The sequence below is a fragment of the Niastella sp. sgz303648 genome (genome assembly GCF_059587045.1).
This window is the reverse complement of the sequence record NZ_JCAPSW010000027.1, coordinates 1-19484: the sequence shown is the minus strand read 5'-3', so window position 1 is coordinate 19484 and position 19484 is coordinate 1. Positions and strand designations below refer to the sequence as shown.

The 19484-nt window shown below is 41.7% G+C and carries 9 protein-coding genes; 1 reads left to right on the top strand and 8 read right to left on the bottom strand.

The window, feature by feature from the left end; all coding sequences use genetic code 11:
* Positions 1 to 10: 10 nt before the first annotated feature.
* The 8 genes from AC59IL_RS37270 to AC59IL_RS37235 all read right to left on the bottom strand — a co-directional run bounded on the left by AC59IL_RS37270 (position 11) and on the right by AC59IL_RS37235 (position 17606).
* Positions 11 to 3361 (bottom strand): SusC/RagA family TonB-linked outer membrane protein, encoded by a 3351-nt coding sequence (locus tag AC59IL_RS37270; protein WP_496557343.1) that lies wholly within the window; start codon positions 3359 to 3361, stop codon positions 11 to 13.
* 220 nt (positions 3362 to 3581) lie between these two features.
* Entirely contained in the window at positions 3582 to 4625 is a 1044-nt protein-coding gene (locus tag AC59IL_RS37265; RefSeq protein ID WP_496557342.1) for a FecR family protein, read from the bottom strand.
* A 197-nt stretch (positions 4626 to 4822) separates the two neighbouring features.
* Positions 4823 to 5413 (bottom strand): RNA polymerase sigma-70 factor, encoded by a 591-nt coding sequence (locus AC59IL_RS37260; RefSeq protein WP_496557341.1) that lies wholly within the window; start codon positions 5411 to 5413, stop codon positions 4823 to 4825.
* Between the two features lie 250 nt (positions 5414 to 5663).
* On the bottom strand, positions 5664 to 6857 hold the full coding sequence (locus AC59IL_RS37255) for a DUF4998 domain-containing protein (RefSeq protein ID WP_496557340.1): 1194 nt from the start codon (positions 6855 to 6857) through the stop codon (positions 5664 to 5666).
* 17 nt (positions 6858 to 6874) lie between these two features.
* Positions 6875 to 8080 carry a DUF4959 domain-containing protein gene (locus tag AC59IL_RS37250; protein ID WP_496557339.1) on the bottom strand — a complete coding sequence of 402 codons (1206 nt, stop codon included), beginning with the start codon at positions 8078 to 8080 and terminating at the stop codon, positions 6875 to 6877.
* Between the two features lie 31 nt (positions 8081 to 8111).
* The gene (locus AC59IL_RS37245) at positions 8112 to 10082 is read right to left on the bottom strand and encodes a RagB/SusD family nutrient uptake outer membrane protein (protein WP_496557338.1); all 1971 of its coding nucleotides are present in this window, start codon (positions 10080 to 10082) and stop codon (positions 8112 to 8114) included.
* A gap of 34 nt (positions 10083 to 10116) precedes the next feature.
* Entirely contained in the window at positions 10117 to 13305 is a 3189-nt protein-coding gene (locus tag AC59IL_RS37240) for a SusC/RagA family TonB-linked outer membrane protein (RefSeq protein WP_496557337.1), read from the bottom strand.
* A 167-nt stretch (positions 13306 to 13472) separates the two neighbouring features.
* Positions 13473 to 17606, bottom strand: coding sequence for a two-component regulator propeller domain-containing protein (locus AC59IL_RS37235; RefSeq protein WP_496557336.1), 4134 nt, complete (start codon positions 17604 to 17606; stop codon positions 13473 to 13475).
* Positions 17607 to 17782: 176 nt separating this feature from the next.
* Here AC59IL_RS37235 and AC59IL_RS37230 point away from each other — a divergent pair, with 176 nt between their 5' ends.
* On the top strand, positions 17783 to 19312 hold the full coding sequence (locus AC59IL_RS37230; protein WP_496557335.1) for a hypothetical protein: 1530 nt from the start codon (positions 17783 to 17785) through the stop codon (positions 19310 to 19312).
* The last annotated feature ends 172 nt before the right edge of the window (positions 19313 to 19484 follow it).

The following is a 19484-nucleotide window of genomic DNA, read 5'->3' as shown; positions in this document are numbered from 1 at the left end:
TAATTAAAGGTTAGAACGTTACGTTAAGTCCAACGCTAAAGGAACGGGTGGTTGGATATTTGAACGGTGAATCCATTCCGGGATCAAGACCTGAAGTGGGAACCTGTACTACACCCGATTGGGCAGTAGAAGTTCCATTGCGTAAACTAACCTCGGGATCTATACCCTTGTAACCTGTAATAATAAATGTATTGAGAGTGGCTATATAGACTCTTGCAGACTTAATATATTTTAAACCGGTACTTTTTAAATTATAACCCAGTGTTATGTTGTCGATCTTCCAGAAATCACCTTTTTCAATATAATAACTATTGAATTCCACAGGCGATTTCAGCTGGGTTTTTCCGTATACCGGATCAAACGCATTCTTTAAAAGATTGTATTGCGCCTGTGTTGGATTCTCAAACATCATCCGCTGCAGGTTTGCCACCTGAAATTTGAAAGCGCCTCTTTGCGTAATTGCCAGATCCCAGTTCTTATACTGAAAGTTATTATTCCACGACAGGTAGTATTTGGGCAAACCATTCCCAATTACTTTTTTGTCTTCAAATGAGTGACTAAATGAAGAATAATTCACCGGCTTGCCATCCTTTCCTTCATAGATCCATTGACCATAGTTGGCTAAATCTGATGGATCATTACCAATATCCACCACTTTGTAGCCATAAAAATCACCAACCGGTCCGCCAACTTTTAACAGATGCGAGAAGGTTTGAATGGGAGGAAATATTGCTCCCACCCGGATATAATCAGTTGACGTTTTATACAGGTCGTTGGAAAGACTTTTCAGCTTATTGGAGTTGGTAGAGAAATTAAGCGTGGAGTTCCATTGGAAATCTCTTTTTGATACGGGAACAAAATTCAGCGATACTTCCAATCCCTTATTTTCCAGTGTACCAACGTTTGCAAGTGTTCGGTTGTATAAATTTGGCGGACTGGGCACTTCGAACAGGTAAAGCAGGTTATGGATCTGACGATCGTATAGATCAACACTACCGCTGATCCTGTTGTTCAATAAGCTGAAGTCGAGACCAATATTCGTTTCACGCTTTTCTTCCCATTTCAGATCAGGATTGGCATTTTGCGTAGGCACCAGGGTTTGTACCCAGGTACCATTTGATAAAACATAACCGCTATAACCGAGCAAGGCAACCCCACGGAATAAGTCAGATGGCTGAGAACCGGTAACACCATACCCTGCTCTTAATTTCAGGTCATTGATGATACTTTGACCATTCATAAATGATTCGCGGCTTATCCGCCAGCCGGCAGATACCGCCGGGAATGTTCCCCATTTATTATTGGTACCCCAAAGCTGGCTGGCTTCTTCCCTGCGAAAGCTTGCCATAAACAAATACTTCTGATCATAGTTATAAGTAAGCCTTCCAAAGAGACCGATCAGATTGGTTTCGGACTGATAGTTCCGGGCAAGATTTACATAATCACCACTGCTGATGGCCCTTCCCAGTGCTATGTTGTGCCAGCTGAATATATCTGTAGGGAAATCCCAGTTCTCCATATAATGATTGTTGTAATCATTCTCCTGGTAACTATACCCACCCAATAAAGAGAAATTGTGGCTTGATAAAGACTTTGAATATTCAGCGGTTATTTCAGTTAAACGGTCAATTGATTCGGCGCCGCCTTCCCTGGCATATCCATTCCTGTTATCCCGCAGTGTTGAGGCGTGTTGTTTGGTTTCGGCATAGCCATATTCCTGCATCCATTTTGAGTACGAGAACAAGGCAGATAATTTTAATCCCTTAACAAGTGTGTAGGCCAACGAACCGTTAAACCTGGTAAGTACTTCATTGGTTTGCCCATCACTTTCCATGAGATCCGAAACAGGGCTTTGGTATTCAAATTTGCTTAATTCCTGGAACCACGTACCGTCAGGGTTCTTCACAGGTGCTGTGGGGTTTTGCCGCAGGGCCTGCAAATATTCGCCGGTATTAAATCCATTTAATTTCCGGGAAGAGCTAAAGGCATTTACGTTTACTTTGAGCCGGTTGTTGAACATGCTATGGTTCATATCGAACCGCCCTGAAAATATCTGGTTGTATGATTTTAAGAACAAGCCTTGTGCATTGTCATAGTTCAGGCTCGCCAGGTAATTGGTGGTAGCATTACCGCCGCGAATGGTGAGATTGTGATCCTGCGAAAACGGCGTTCTTGTAATTTCTTTCAGCCAATCTGTGCTGGCGCCCTGATCGATCAACTGGTTTTGACGCTGCCCCGCAGCTATTTGTGCCCGCATATCGCCTGCGGTAGACATATCCAGCTTTCGTGCAATGGTTTGAACGCTGGCAAACGTGCCGTAATCGACCGATGTTCTATTATTCGCGTTTGCTCTTTTTGTTGTGATAAATATAACACCGTTCGTACCACGGGTACCGTAAATAGCGGCTGCAGAACCGTCTTTTAACACATCAATGGATTCAATATCCTGCGGAGTTATCATTCGCAGATCTCCGGGAACACCATCTATCAATACCAACGGATTTTGATTCACCCCCATTAATGTAGACTGGCCTCTTAATATGATCTGTGAAGAACCGGTAGGATCGCCGCTTGGGTTTATAACCGTTAACCCTGCCACTTTTCCCTGAATTAACTGACCGGCATCTCTTACAGAACCCTTTATAAAATTTTGCGCTTTTACCGACGCCACAGAACTGGTAACATCGCCCCTTTTCTGGGTACCGTACCCTATTACAATTACCTCGTTCATGCTTCCTGCACTGGTACTCATGGTAACATTCACAGCGGATGTATTCGCGTTAACTTCCACCGTTTGGGTTTGGAAACCTACTGAAGAAATTTCCAGGATCACAGTTTCATTATCAGGAACTGATAAATGAAATTTTCCACTCATGTCGGTAACTGTACCGATGGAAGTACCCTGAATGAATACAGAAGCCCCTGGTACCGGTTCTTGTTTTTCACTCAATACCACTCCCGAAATATCCCGGTTTACCGGCTTTTTTTCTTCAGTTGCAGAAGTACTATTAACGGCTACACTATTATTATCCTGTTCCTTTTCTCTTGCATCATACAAAATGATCAGATTGCCAACGGCTCTATATTTGATGCCCAAAGGCGCTATGATCGTTTGTAGAAATTCAGCCAGCGTTTTATCCTGAACTGAAAAACTCAATTTTCTTTTTACGTTTATGATGGTTGAGCTAAATACAAACTTTGCATCCACTGCTGTTTGTACTTTCTCCAATACCGCTTTTAATTCGGAATTGTTAACAGCAATGGAAATTTTTCTATTGAGCGCATCCTGCCCGTTTGCAGGAGTAGCGTAAGATGAAAAAACAGTAAAAGCAATTAGTATTTGAATAATCATTAATCTCATTGCCAACCGGGTTAAAGCAATAAGTAACTTATTTTCCATAAATTGTGATGGTTTTGGACGTGAATAATCTGAGCGGGCAAAACCCATTCGTCGCCTTTGGCGCGGATGTTGAAGGCTGGCAATACTCCGAATATTGCCGGCTTTTATTTTTTGTAGATTTTTATGTTGGATTCTTTCTCATATGGCAGTTTTTTTTGAGGTTATTAATAAGCAATCATTTTTAAGGGCATTCTTTTGCCGCTTTTAATAAGATCTTGGTGCCCCTGATCTCATAAGTTGCGTTAAAAACAAGGCAAATACCTTCCAGTTTATTGAACAGGGTTTGTCCGGTGAGGTCACCCGTAAAAAGGCAATTCCTGATTTTATCGTTCTCAAGAACGATCTCCAGTTCATACGTGTTTTCAAGATCGTTCAACACCTTATAAAGCGGTGTTTCATTATATATAAAACGAGCCTCCTTATTTTTGGATTCTTTAGGAACAGGAACCGGCTGATCTACTATTGAAGTAACAAAATGTCTTTCCTGCTGGTAATAGGTAACTTTCTGATTGGGGGTAATAATAACTCCGTTCGATTTTTGCTGCACTTCATCAGGCGTAAGCTGCTCTTTATTTTCATACACAGCTACCCTGCCTGTTTTTACCGCCACTTCCACCTGTCCATTCTTTCCACGAATGTTAAAACTGGTGCCCAGCACCTGCGTAACTATATTATTATTATAAACAAAAAAGGGGCGGTTAGGGTTTTTGCTGACTTTAAAAAAGGCTTCTCCTTCGAGATAAACTTCCCTTTTACCGGCAGCAAAATGTTTTGGGAAAGCCAGTTTGGAACCAGGATAAATAATAACAGAACTGCCATCTTCCAATTGCAGGCTTTTGGGGGCATTGCCGGTATTGGATTGTTCCAAAAATCCCCCGGTCGCCTTTGCGGCAACCAATGCATTGGTAGCCGGCGCTTTTCCATTACTCCTGAACCATAAAATACCAGTTAGCAAAACCAATCCCAGGAAACATGCAGCAGCGGCATATTTCCATGAAAATTTTTTCCGCTTCACAACAGATAATACGGTAACTTTTTCACTCGCAGTGGATTGTAATTTATTCCAAAGACGGTTTTCAACTTCATTCATCTCCCTCTCAGATAAGTCCACATTTCCACTGTCCAACAGTTCATACCATTGATCAATAATTTTTCTTTCATCATCTGTACAGGAATTATCCAGGTACCTTTTAAGTAACTGACGGAATGCTTTATGGTTCATCATTTGAACAATTTGAGGCACTTATAATATAATAGTCAACACAAACCCACTTTACCCTAAACCAATAATAAAATTTTCAGGAAATTCTTTACAACAAGTCTGCAATCAGGTTGTATTAGTTAAACCATTTTTTGCCATTTAATCAATCGGGGAACAGTAAAAATCACCAGGCAAAACGTTTTATTAAGCCGGCTGCGGCATCAATTATGGAATTTTTCAAACAATAAGAGTATAAAATCAACGAGAATAAAGTCTTTCAGGAAAAAGCGCAGTGATTTCAAGGATTGTGTAATATGATATTCAACAGTTTTCTCCGACAGATCCATGATCCGGGAAATGTCTTTATTGGATTGTTTTTCAAAACGACTTAAGCGGAAAATCGTTTGTGTTTTTTGTGGTAATTGGCTAATCGCTTTATCAATAGCCATATTAAGCTCCTGAACCAACAACGGCATGTCAGCCGGATTTTCCTCTGTTTTTTGCAACTCACTGAAACCTGAATATTGAGCCCGTTTGGAAATTGCTGTTTTAATGTAATTGATAATCTGGTATTTCACTGCAGTTTCAAGATAAGCCGTGATACTGTTAATCTGGTGACGCTCTCTCCTTTCCCAGAGGTCGGCAAATACACTTTGAATAATATCTTCAGCAACTTCTTTACTATTTGTTTTGCTTACGGCAGAACGATACAATCTTCTCCAATAACGTAAATAAATTTCTTTATAAGCAAGTTCGTCACTTATTTTCAAAAGCTTAAGCAATACGTCATCGGCAAGCAGTCCGTAATCCATAAAGGCAAATTCGCGGTTAATCAAAGCGGCCCAAAAATGATATATGTAAATTACACATTTATTTTTAACTGCCAAACTTCCCGCAAACGGTGCATTTTTTTCTTCAACGAATCTCGGTTTAACACCCGATGGCTATCGCAAACAGCACCAATCGGTGAATAGTATTTGAGATTTGATTGCTGTTATAAAAGCACAAAGGACCGCGTTTAAGCGATCCTTTATTTATTGAGATTGTTTGTTTATTCAGTGATCACGGAGTTCCATACAACCTGACCTTGAATACTTTCATATAGTTTCCTTCGGCAGCCATGCCCGCCTGTATGCCAACAGCAACCTGGGTAGGGCTCGCTAATGTAAAGTTGAGTTTATTATCAGTATACTTTTCAATGGTTTTATAAACAATGGCGTTAGCCGGCACATTTCCAATATCGGGCAACATACTGCCCGCTGCTACTGTTACGTATTTGGTACCGCCCGATGAACAATCGCCTGCAGTAGCGATAAATGTATATTTTCCGGCAGGCAATGTAATGGTTTGATAAATTTTTCCATTGGGTATCGCTGTCATTCCCCACCATGCTTCAATAGAAAGTGCAATAGAAGGCAGCCACCCTCCTGCATCCAGCCCACCGATATCGTTACCGCCGTTCCTTACATCAGCTGTAGTAGTCCATATGGCCGGAGTACGCCATCTGCCTGTACCACCATCGGAGTTCGTAAAGTTGATTCCGGCATTATTTATATAAAGCGACGTTACATCATACATCACCCCTACTGTTTGCGCTGCGCTGTAGAATGTGTCGATGGCAGTTGGAACCGGTAAATATTTTGTAACAAGGCTGACAGAAGTGCCGCCTTTAAAATTTGGCAGCGAAGTTACTGACTGACTAAACGGTACCAATACCGTAGCAGTAGTATTGCTATTAGTTGTATAGGTGATCACCGTATTTTTCGCTCCGGATGTTGTGTCAAAATTATCCCAGGTTATTTCAGCATTTCCGGTGGTGAGCAGTTCAGCACGGGCAACAGGCCGGTTGGTAAGTCCGCTTTCATATTTAGGACCGTAAGCGGTACCTACAGCGTTTGTAATCAATGAACCATTACCTCTTGCATCAAAGGTTTGAATGGTGAAACTGTTTACGCCTTCAGGTACATTAATTATTTTATTAAATGAATCAACACCTGTGCTTTTGCTGATGCTGTATTCAATGGAATCATTGCCTCCGTTCCAGGTTATTTTACACCTGGTTATGTTAGGATCGGCCGGCAACAACCCGGTCAACTTCACCCGTAATCTGCCGGGATATATTTTAACCGAATCCATTTTGCCGGTATAGGTCGTTTCGCCACCGGCTGTATATTTTTTATAGTCATCCCATTTGGAACAACACACAGTTGTTACAGCTATCACAAACAGGATTAAAACGATATTTATTTTTTTCATATGCTATCATTTTGGGGTTAACGGGGATCTCCGTATACTTTCAATTCATTGATGCTTTGGGCAGTGCCACCCGCGAAGTTTTCGAGGCAACGGATGCGGATGTACTTTACTTTAGGCGCTGTTACATCTGCCTCCCAGCTAAATCCGGCGATTGCAGTTGCCTGGTCGGTGGCATCATCTGTGCCATAAGGAAGGCCCGAAGGTTTTGTTACTGTATAAGATCCCAGCAGCGTCCAGGTATTATCCAATGCCCCGCTGAGCGATGGATTGGCAGCGCCATAAATTTCAAAGCGTTTCATAGTAGTGAGATAATAATAACGGGTTCCCTCAGGGTAAGGGCGAATCCACACCCTGCTTACCCTGGCAAGCATTCCTGTATTAAATGTAATCATGTGAGGGCCCGACCCACCGGCTGTTTGGCTGGTGAAACTGGTCCAGGGCCAGCCATACTTTGCATCCCAGGTATAACGCACAGCTGTTTCGTTGTTGTTCCATTGCGGAGCATCTCCGGGCAATGTAAATTCAGAAAAGTTTGTATTGGGCAGCTCTGTTTCGTATATCGGCTTAACCAGTTTGTATATGGTATCGGTTTTATTACCCCAGTGGTCTTTTACGAAAAAGCCAAAACGGTATTCCATTGTGTCGAGGCCGCGCACTTTACTTAATATGCTGTCTGCATTTGTAAAAACACTTTTATCATTGTCGGCTTCGTACTCGCCGAATACATTCTTTTTTGTTACAATGATAGAGATATTGGCTTTGGATGCATTTTTTGCAGTAAGGTTGTAACCTCCGAATGCATTTATTACCTGCAAGCTGCGGTATGCCTGCCAGATGGGTGCAATCAGTGGTTTGATTTTTACAATCACGGGTTCCGACATTACCTCTGACCTGCTTACGGAATACAATTTCACTTCATGCTCCAGCGTGTCGGCAAAACCATCTACCAACAGCGAATTATTATAGTAGGAGGCTTTTGTTTCATATTGCGTTCCGGTAGTAATCGTAAATACAGCTTTCACATACGACAGAATGGAATCTTTTGGTACGGCATAGCTGATGGTTGCATTACCATTGCCGTTCACAACTGTTATATTGGTTACGGGCGGCGGTACAGTAGGATCATCGCTCACAGGCTGGTGTGATTCCAGTTTTTTATTGCACGAAACATCAATAAGTACGGCAATAATTAACAGCACAAATAATTTTAAAACAGGTTTCATTATATGGCGTTTACATCATTATAAATTAGAATTACCAGCCCTGGTTTTCGACCAGGCTAGGATTGCGGCGGGTTTCGTAGTTTCCGATAGGCCAGAAATAATCTCTTGGGGCAATAAATTTCTGGTTATAGATAAACCGTTCCTTGTAGTAGGTATTATCTGTTGAACCCGTTATGCTCCAGCCGCTGATATCTTTATTCAATTCATCGGCAGCTTCCTTCCAGCGTTTCAGATCCCACAACCGTTGCCCTTCAAACATCATTTCGATTGTGCGTTCCCGGTGAATGATTGTGCGCAGGCCTGCTTTGGTGGTATATTTTGAAGGGTTGTTGGAATAATTGGTCCAGGATTCAACAACGCCTTTAAGACCTGCACGATCTCTTATTTTATCGAGGTAGCTGATGGCCAATAAAGAACCTCCATTCACTTCATTTTCGGCTTCGGCGTATAGCAAATACAGATCGGCCAGGCGTACTTCGGGCCAGGGAAACTGACGCCATACGGGCGCCGATGTGCCTCGTGTGGTAGATTCCCAGCTCACCAGTTTTTTTACAAAATATCCGGTTTCGCTCCAGTTTCTGAAATCTCCAAAACCGGCACTCTGGCCATTCTTGGCCTTCAGGTAAAATGTGCCAACATCACTTCCGGTGGCATTTCCATCTTTCATATACCAAATGCTGCCATCGAAGCCCAGGTCGGCATAAAAGCGGGGCTCGCGGTCGTAATTGATACGGGCGGTTACAAAACCTGGTTCTATATTATACTGTTCGGCAGTGGTAGCAGTTCGCAACTGATCGTAACTGTTAAAGCTTAAAGTTTTATCTTCATCGATGGGAACACCATTGGAGGTATAGAACATCTTAACCATTTTCATCGGTGGCGCCCAAACGCCCTGCAACTGGGCGCCATGATTCGTATTGGTACCTCTTTCGGTGGGAGGCATACACAAACTTTCATTTACAAAGTAAGATTGGGCATTTCCCCAAATACATTCAGGCCCCCAGCGCTGTGTTATTGCATTTCGGATATTCAATTGCGTTTTAGTAACATCGCTCAGTCCTAATACATCATTTGTATACTTATATAAAGAAAATCCATTCGATTCAGCCGATTCAATGGCTGCTTTAACAGCATCTCTTGCTTTCACCCATTTGTTTTGATCGAACTGGGAATTAAAAAGCGCCACACCATCTTTATCTCTGAAATTTGCAAAATCACTATTGCCATTGAATAGCGGACTGGCAGCCATTACCAATAATTTTGCCTTAATGGCTAAAGCAATGGATTTGGTGGCACGTCCCAGTTCGGTATTTTGATTAACAATACGTTCAGGCAGCAACGTTACAGCGCTGTCGAGCCAGCCGGCAATTGCATTTACACAGTCATCAACAGGCGCCCTTTTTACATAAGAACTGGTGAGGTCGGCGTTTACCGGTATGTTTTCATTCATAATCGGTATCGGACCGTACATACGCAGCATATAATAGTGATAAAAGGCTTTCAAAAACAATCCTTCCCCTATCCAGCGTGATCGTTCTGTTGATGAAATGTCGGGCACTTTCGTGGGGTCGTTCAGATTTTCAAGCAGAATATTACAACTACTAACAGCATTCCATATTTTCAGGTAATTGTAGGTGCCGCTGTTGCCTTTGAGATTACCCTGCCATTCGTTAAAATAAGGGTCGGAAACGGTTTGCTGTCCCAATGCTATTCTGAAAGCAGGGTGCCAGTGCGTTTGATCGTTTTGCGGGTACCAGATTTCATCAGCTGCAGTAAGAGATGCATTATACCATCCATCTCCGTTTTTAGGCAGGTATGAATAGCAGGTGAACAGGTATTTTTCTGCTTCAATACGCAGTTTGAAAACATTATCAATGGTAGATACATTATCGGGCACTACATCGAGGTATTTTTTGCAGGAGTGTAAGCACCCTGCCAATACCAATAGCAGTATAACGAGGTTAAAGCTGCTATTTTGCAATTTTTTTATTGAATTGTTCATTTGTATGAGCGATCGTTAAAAAATTAGAGAATAATCAGAAATTAAGCTGTGCTCCTACGCTGTACACAGACTGAACAGGATAATTGAGGCCGTTACCTCCCATTTCAACATCCCATAATTTGAAGCTGCTGATAATAAAAAGGTTGGTAGCAGAAATGTAAAAACGGGTACCCCTTAATCGCAGCGCATTTATATTGGGAATGGTATATCCCATATCAACACTTTTCAGTCGCAGGAAATCGCCGCTGCGCATCCACCAGGTACTGGATACATTGTTTGAGTTAACCCTTCCGGTACTGAGCCGGGGCCATAAAGCGTACAAATTCTGGTTATCTTCTGACCAGTGATTATTGGCAATTGCCTGCAGCAGGTTATTCTGATAGGAGCCGTTGATATAAAATGGTTGTATGTTGTAAGGATTGATAAAGAATGAAGAACGGGCCGCTCCCTGAAAATAAAAGCTGAAGTCGAAACGCTTATAACCCATCGACGCGCCAAAACCAAAAATGATCTCAGGTTGCGTTGGATAGCCGATCGGCACCATATCATCGTCGTTTATTACACCATCACCGTTTACATCCTTGTATTTGATATCACCTGCCATCAGGGTATTATCGCCATATTGTACAGGCGAGTAGTTTACTTCTTTCTGATCAACAAACAGGCGTTCTGCAACCAACCCCCATGCCTGATTGATAGAGTGGTTTACCTTCGACAAATATGCAATGCCGGCAGGATATTGTATTTCATCTGTAACCTTTACTTTACTGGTAGCATAGGTAAATGTACCGCGCATGTTTATCCAGGCATTTTTGGAAATTGTATGCTGATAGTTTACAGCCAGGTCTATGCCCTGTGTTTCTGCTTTTCCATAGTTGGAAGCAGGATTTCCCGAAAAACCTACCGTAGTTCCAATAGCTGATTTGGCCTGTAGTATTTTTGACCTCCATTGCTTATATACATCTACTGTAAGACTAAAATCCCGTAACATTTTCAGGTCCATACCCAGGTTCAGTGATCGGGATTGTTCCCAGGTAATATCATTGTTGGCATATCGCGAAATAGAAACCCCATTCCGGTAATAGGTCGAAACACCATCATTACGCCCAAATGAAGTTCCGTATGCACCGTCATTGAGGTTTACATTCGACAGGTAAAAGAACCGGTCGTTGATATTACCAATTTGATCATTACCTACAAGTCCGTAGGTAGCCCTGAATTTCAGGTCGTCTATGTATTTTCTCAGCGGCTCAAAGAATCTTTCATTTGAAATGCGATATCCGATACCGGCCGACGGGAAGAATCCAAAACGGTTGTTTTTGGCAAAACGTTCAGAGCCGTTATAGCCAAAATTAAATTCGGCAAGGTAACGGTTGTCGTACCCGTAGGTAAACCTTCCCGAAAAAGTTTGGTTACGCTGTGGCAGCGAAGCCGTAACACTACCGCCATTACCGGTTTCGTAGTTTGATACAACAGCTATCAATGATCCGCCAACCGTATGCCTGTAAAAATTATGATTATACGTCATTGAGCCTTCGAGCCAAAAACGGGAGTCTACCACTTTGGTGCCTTCTGAATATCCCAGGTATTCGGTACCTGTAGTTCCAATAGAAGTTGGTCCGCCATCGTTCAATGCCTGCAGGCTGTATGCTTTGGTAGATGGATCGATGTTGGCTGTATAGTAAAACGGGTTATAACTTCTGTCAACAGTATAAAAAGAATACCTTCTCAGGTAACCCATGGTACGAAAATTCAAACCGGGTGTAATGAAATTCAGGTTTTGTTTGAACTCGATCTGGGGTTGAACATTCGACGTTTTGTACACCGTATATCCTTTTACCATTTCGGCATACGGGTTTAAATAAAGAGTGCTGGAAAGTCCGCCTGAATACATCATTTGACCTGAACCAAACAGGGGATGCGTAATATACGGGAGTTGTGATTGCGGGTAAACGGCGGGGAACATAACCGGGTTACTCCATAATGCATTATTAAAGGTTTTGTAACCTCCCCCAACAGGACCATTATAATCATCGAACTGGCCATACATTCTTATAATCAGTTCGGTTGTATTGGTAAGGTTTAGATTGATATTTGTTCGAATGGAATAGTTCTTCAGCTTGATATTGCTGTTGAAATTATTAATGGGATCCACCTTTAGTACCCCATTATCCTGGTTGTACGTTCCCGCTACATAGTACCGGGCACGATTGGTACCACCGGTAATATTCATATTATAGCTCTGGTTATTCGTGTACTTTTTTATCAACTGGTCTATCCAGTTGTTGTTGGGATACAGGTAAGGATCGTCGCCGGCCCTGGTATGTTCAATTTTATTTTGCGAGTAAGGCTGAACAGCGAGTGGCGAACGGGTGAGCGCGGCTTCATTCGCCAGGGTCATGTAAGTAATATTATCAGCCAGTTTAAAATTTTTGGTATTGGTAGAAACCCTGTTTTCGGCCCTGAAATAAAATTTTGCCGGGCCCTCTTTGCCGGTACGGGTATTTACCAATACCACACCGTTGGCTCCACGGGCGCCGTATACCGAAGCGGCGGCCGCGTCTTTCAGCACCGAAAAGTCGGATATATCATCGGGCTGTAACCGGGCCAGATCAGTGTTAGATGATTCAACGCCATCTATAAGTATTAGCGGGTCCTGCTTGCCCGAGCCGAATGTACTTAAGCCCCTGATGTAAAAGGCAGAATTATCAGAACCCAAACCCGGTTCGCCGCTTCGCTGAAATGATATCATACCGGGTATGCGGCCGGCCAGTGCGTTGGTGAGGTTGCCGGTTGGCCCTTTCAGCTCTTTCACATTAATGGTAGTGATGGAGCTTACTGCGCTGGCTTTCTTTTGTGTGCCGCCAAAACCAATAACCACCACATCGTTCAGCAGACTGCTGGCTGATTTCATCAGCACATTCACCGTACTGCGGCCATTAATGGGCACTTCCTGCTGTTCGTAGCTCATCATCGAGAATACAAGGATGCCGCTGGCAGGTACCTTAATGGTGTAATTACCGTTTCGGTCGGTACTTACGGCTATTTTACCATCCCCTCTTAACTGCACGTTAGCGCCTTGCAAAACGGCAGAGTCGGAACTTACTTTACCGGTTACAGTAATTTCATTTTTTTGGGAAAACGCATTAAATGAGAGGAAGAGTAGAAAAAGCGGGACAATAAGTCGCTTTGCACTGTTTTTCAGTGTACAATTTTTTTTCATACGCAAATTAGTTCGGTTAGGAGTGTAATTTTTAAGCCTGAAGGTTGGCCTTATTACCGATAAGCCAATCGTTGCTTACCGTATGCAAAATACTCAGACAGAGGAAAATGAATGGTCCCTGAAATCATACAAAAGGGACGGATTTTCGTAAAAATGTAAAAAAGACATTAATCAACATGGTAGCTCTTTCCAAAAGGTTTCCTGAATTTTCTGATGTATTCCGATGGGTTCATTCCAAACAGCTTTGCAAACTGTTCCCTGAAATATTTTGGACTGGCAAAACCAACCCGGGAAGCTGCTTCGTTTACATTTACGTTGGTATTAATGAGGAGTTCGGCCGCTTTTCGGAGCCTGATAAAGCGAATAAAGGCATTTACCGTTTGTCCTGAAATAGATTTTACTTTTTTATATAAGTTAGAATGACTTATGCTTAACTCTTCGGCCAGGGTTTTAACCCCAAAATCTTCGTCGTCGAGGTGCTTTTCAACTACAGCGATGCATTTATCCAGAAACACCTTGTATTCCTCAGAAATTTTATAGTGGGTTTCACGAAGGGTAATTTCATTGTAGAAGTAATGTTGAAGGTTTGTACGGTTTTTTAAAAGGCTGGCAACTTTTGCTATCAACAGGTCTTTCTCAAATGGCTTAACAATATAATCATCCGCACCGCCTTCCATTCCCTCGAGCTTTTTTTCAACCGAAGATTCTGCCGTTAATAATATCACAGGAATATGGCTTATCGAAGGATCATTTTTTACCTTTTTGCAGAAATCAATACCACTTAAACCAGGCATTTTTACATCACTTATAATAATATCAGGCAAATATTTATAGGCAAGCTCCACGCCCATTTCCCCGTTTTCGGCCTGGTAAACGGTGTATTTGTCGGAAAATATCTGGTATAGATAAGCCCGCATCTGTTTATCGTCGTCTACTAATAAAACAGCGCTTTTTTCGCTTATTAAAACATCCTGCTCTCCATTACGGCCAGGCAGGTTATTGTCAAATTCCGGTTCCTGTGTACTTAATTCCGGGGAAAGCATTGTTTCTTCGTCCATCGCGAGCGCGCTCTCATCAAAAACAATTTGTTCGCCGAAATGAACTTTCCCTTTTTGGAACTCCACCAAAAAACGAGTGCCTTTTCCCGGTTCACTTTGATAGGATATGTTGGCATTGTGACGCTCAACAAAATGTTTTACCAGGTAAAGACCAATTCCAAACCCCGGTTTGGAAGGAATCCCTGCCACCTGCACCTGGTAAAACCTTTCAAATAATTTATCACCTACATCCTTTGGTATACCATAGCCACTGTCGGCAACCACCAGATCAATATTATTTTCATTGAAGGTTACAGTTATCGTCACTTTGCCGGCTTCGGGTGTATATTTGAATGCATTGGAAAGCAGGTTATATAAAATGATCTCCATTTTCACGCGGTCACCATATATTTCCAGGTCGTCATTATCACATTCAAATTTATATTCAATTTTTAACGCCTTTGCCTGTTGAACAAAAGCCAGGTAAACCTCACCACATAAACGACTGAAATTAAATTTTGTAATTTTTAGCTGATCGGCATTGGTTTCAGTTTTTCGAAAAAGCAAAAGCTGGTCAACAAGGCTCAATAAACGGTGCGAATTGCGGTAAACGATGTTAAGCTCATCGTAGCCGGCCTTATTTTCCTTAGCCTGCCTGTTCAAAATATCTTTTATCGGATTTATTATTAATGTTATTGGTGTGCGAAATTCATGGGAGATATTTGTGAAGAATGTCAGTCTTTTTTCATTCATCTCTTTTTCATTATCATTTATCATCTTTTGGGTTTCTCTTTCAGCTCTTTCTTTTTCAGCATTTAATTTGGCAAGCTTTATTTCGAATGCCAGTTTTGTTTGGTTAACCCTGTACCGCTGATAAATCACAATGGCGCCGGCAAGCAACATAATGTAAAAGGTATAAGCCCACCAGCTTCTGTACCAGGGAGGTAAAACCACAATATTCAGGCTAACTTCCCTGGGGTTCCACATTTCCCCGGCGTTGGTTGCCCTGATATGCAGTGTATACCGGCCTTCACTAAGCCGGGTGTAATTGATTGTTCTTATAGTGCCATTGTTATTCCACCCTTTATCCCATCCCTCCAGATAATAGGAATATAAAATTTTACCGGGAGCCGAAAATTCCAGCGCAGCAAAATCTACTGAAAGCACGGCTTCGGAAAAAGGAATTTTAAGCGATTCAATTTTATCTTCTTTAACAGATGTAATGTATTTACTGCCTTCAGCAACCGGTGTATTATTGATTCGTAACCCTGTAATAAACACAGGCGGAAAATAGTTTCGTGTTTTTAAACCGGCGGGATTGAAAATATTGAACCCTTTGATACCACCAAAAACCAATTCACCTGAGCGAAGACGCCGTGCTGCATTATAGGCAAACTGGTTGCTTTGCAAACCATCTTCCTGATAATAATTTCTAAACGATTTTTCTTCGGGGTTAAACATTGAAAGGCCATGAAAAGTGCTGAGCCATAACCGGCCACTACCATCTTCCAATATATTTAAAACAGAATTGTTGCATAAACCATCCTGTTCGGTAAACCCTTTTGCGATGGTACCTTTTGCCTTGTCGAACAGTAGGATACCATTGCCTTCGGTGCCTAACCATAACCTGCCTTTTTTATCTTCCAGTATAGCCCTTACCGGCTTTCCTGTTTCGTAAAAAAAGAATCCTCTGTTTTTTTTATCAACTACAGAAAGGCCATAGGATGTTCCGGCCCATAAAGTACCTGTATGGTCTTCGGCCAGACTAAAAATGTCGATTATACCCTGGTTATAGGGCTCGAAGCGATTTGTTTGCCGGTTCAGCAGGTACAGCAGGCCCCTTTGATAGGTAGCTGCCCACAAATTACCTTCCCTGTCTTCATACAGCAACCATACATTTTTATTTTCTGCTCCGGTTTTGTAGTTGATGCACTTATAATGTTCAAATCGTTTCGTAAATCTGTTGAGCTTGTAAATGCCGCTTCCAAAAGATGCAATCCAAAAATCACCCATCCTGTCTTTCACAAAAGATGGAACAGCATAATTACTTGCGGAATCATTAATACCCGGTATTTGCCGGTAATTTTTGAACATATTTTGCTCCCGGTTCCAAATACTGATGCTACCATTATCAGTACCGATCCACAGGTTTTGCTCCTCATCTTCATAAAAAGCAGAAACAAAATCATAAGCCAGGCTATTGGGAGTTAGCGGTTCATGTGCTATGGTTGCAAAACCGTTATTTTGTGGATCTATTATATCAACGCCGCCTTTCGAGATCCCTATCCATTTGCGTGATTCATTATCTTCTAAAATGCTGTATACATCATCTCCTGTCAATCCGTTTTTGTTTTCCCCCGATAAAATATAATCAAGCTTTCCTGTTGCAGTATTAAGAATATTTACACCCACTGCCGTTCCAATACACAGGTTTCGCTGCCGGTCGAACTTCATACAGTTGACAACACCGGAGGTAAGCTTTATAGAAACCTCGTTCAATGCATGGCCGGCGATATTATATTTATACAGTCCGGTATTTGTACCTATCCAGATATTATCCTGATCGTCGGCCTCCATACAGTTAGCAGCTATAAGGTTGGTGTTTACCACCTGTACCGAATTGGTAGCCCTGTTGTAAAAGCATAAACCCACATCCCGTACAAACAACCAAACCCTTTGTTGCCTATCGATAACAATACTCAGTACGTCGTAGTTGACATTGCCTTTTGCATTCCCCGGGCCCTGCCCGGGGCCAGGTATCTGAATGGCAACGGTACTATTATTATGTAATAGCAGCAGTCCGGTAATATTGGAGCCCAGAAAAAGGTTGCCGGCGCTATCTGGTTTAATATCATTTATATAGAAAGAAATTCTTTGCTTTTGTTTGCTGCCGGATGGAACAAAAGTTCCCTTTGAAATATTTCCCGTAAGGTTATTATAAAAGCCGGCCCCCTGGCTGGTACCAATCCATATATTACTTTGATGGTCTTCACCAATAGCTGTTACATAATTATGCGGTAAAGAATTGGTATCTGTTTTCCGAAACACTTTAAAATCATAACCATCATACCGGTTCAATCCGTCAAAAGTTCCAATCCAGATAAAACCATTATGATCCTGGTAAATGCATCGTACCGAATTATTCGAAAGCCCCTGGTCAATGCCCAGGTGCCGGATGGGAAAAGGATAACCAACGACTTGCTTGCATACAAGGAAGAAGAACAGGCAACAAAAGGCAAAATATCTCATAGCAACGGCAAGCATACAAATGGCATCACTTTAAGGGGCTAAATATACAAATTTACCAATATTAGTGTTTTTTTAACATTTAAAAGGCCCTAATAAAATCAAAGAGCTAAATGTGACAAAGTAGAATTAATAATATTATTATTATCCTTATTTTTAATCAATTGAATACCCCTTAACAATTGATTCCTGTTATGAAAATCTTTGCCGGTTTGGCCTTCTCCCTGGTTCCGTTTGTTGTAACCGCACAAAAAAAAATATTAAGTATTCCCTTTGAGTTTGAAAAGAAAAAATCCGCCTATGATGCGTATTTTCTCGACAATCAGGCTAATTCGATCGCATCGATCGTTTTAAAAGACAATGTTAAAGCTGAATACATTCAGCTTGATAAGAACCTCGCCATAGTATCCAAAATAGACCTTGATATTGACGGCACTGTATTTAAAGAAGATATTACAGATTATCGTGGCGGCACGGCAAACGGCCGGGTATTCAACTTCATTTATGAGGAAAAAGAAAAGAAAAACGTTACCAATTTCCTATTGGAATCAGTGAATTTCGATACCAAAAAAGTAACGCAGCGTTCTCTTTTTGAGATCCCTAAAACAGAATCAGTGATCGCCTCATTTTCCGACAACAATACTTTTTATACGATCACTGCCGATAATAAAGCCAGCGAGCTTGTTTTCTACGTTGTAAACGAAGCCGGCCTTGTACAGCAAAAACATCTCGGTTTTACAGTACCGGAAGTTAACGGAAGCCGCCGCAAGATCACCGAATATTTTTCAGAACTGCATATCTTTAAAAGCAGTGAAGAACCCGATCTTGGCAACGCCGCTACACATGCCAAGTTATTCAGTTCACCTCATGATCTCACATTTGTAGTAAACCAAATACAGAAACCGGTTCATGTATTTACCGTTCAGCTACCCGACTTTAGCGCTAAAGAGCGCCTTATTGAGTTGCAAAATTTTCAAAAAGAAGAAAAAGAACGGTTAAAGGTTAATTCCTTTAAAAAAGACAACCAGTTGTTTACGCTTATCATAAATAGTAATTCAGCTAATAAGACCATTCAGGTAGCAATTCATAATATAGCCACGGGTGAACTGCTGGCAAAACAAGAGATCACGAAAGAAACCGATAAAAGCTTGTTTGCAGAACCTCCAAAGGAGGAAGGCCATTACGGAAAGCTGGCAAATGAAAAGGAATTAAAGCATGTAATAAACGCGATTGCCGACCTCAGCCATGGGGCAGAAGCGATAATAGTTAGTCAAAATGAAAAAGGCCAGTATATAGTTACCATCGGAACACATGACCTCATACGCACGTCAAGCGGCGGTAGTAGCGGTGGTTATGTTGGTGGCTACCAGACTTCTTCCATGGCAGTAACGCCAGGTATAACCAATCATGGAGCCACCTATAGCGGCGTTATGACTTACAACCCACATATGTACTATCGCCCCGGATCTTCATCCTTCACCACAGTTAGCAACGCCAATTATAACAGCACCAACTTTAAACTTTTGCTGGATGGCAGCAATTATAAATATGCAAAAGGAACTGTGCCGCCTTCAGTTCCAAAGCAAATAGAAAGTTATATTCAAAATGCAGATTCCAGGGCAAAAGCCACTAACCAGTTTGCCATTGGTACTGCACAATACTACAGTTATTACGACAAAGACGCCGTTGCCTACGTAATTGAAGAGATACAGATAAAAAGATAAAGTTGGCCGGATCAGCTAATTGGCATAACAATTAAACGGATTTGCCTTTTCATTTAATGCAAAGTCGTTTGCATTAAACGGAATTGACTTTGCGTTTAACGAAAAGTGTTTTGGATTAAACGGAATTGCCTTTTCATTTAATGCAAAGTCGTTTGCGTTAAACGGAATTGAC

Bases quoted from the DNA above. Each gene is read 5' to 3' on its own strand.
- AC59IL_RS37270 (WP_496557343.1), bottom strand. From the start codon at position 3,361: ATGAGATTAATGATTATTCAAATACTAATTGCTTTTACTGTTTTTTCA.
- AC59IL_RS37265 (WP_496557342.1), bottom strand. From the start codon at position 4,625: ATGATGAACCATAAAGCATTCCGTCAGTTACTTAAAAGGTACCTGGAT.
- AC59IL_RS37260 (WP_496557341.1), bottom strand. From the start codon at position 5,413: ATGGATTACGGACTGCTTGCCGATGACGTATTGCTTAAGCTTTTGAAA.
- AC59IL_RS37255 (WP_496557340.1), bottom strand. From the start codon at position 6,857: ATGAAAAAAATAAATATCGTTTTAATCCTGTTTGTGATAGCTGTAACA.
- AC59IL_RS37250 (WP_496557339.1), bottom strand. From the start codon at position 8,080: ATGAAACCTGTTTTAAAATTATTTGTGCTGTTAATTATTGCCGTACTT.
- AC59IL_RS37245 (WP_496557338.1), bottom strand. From the start codon at position 10,082: ATGAACAATTCAATAAAAAAATTGCAAAATAGCAGCTTTAACCTCGTT.
- AC59IL_RS37240 (WP_496557337.1), bottom strand. From the start codon at position 13,305: ATGAAAAAAAATTGTACACTGAAAAACAGTGCAAAGCGACTTATTGTC.
- AC59IL_RS37235 (WP_496557336.1), bottom strand. From the start codon at position 17,606: ATGCTTGCCGTTGCTATGAGATATTTTGCCTTTTGTTGCCTGTTCTTC.
- AC59IL_RS37230 (WP_496557335.1), top strand. From the start codon at position 17,783: ATGAAAATCTTTGCCGGTTTGGCCTTCTCCCTGGTTCCGTTTGTTGTA.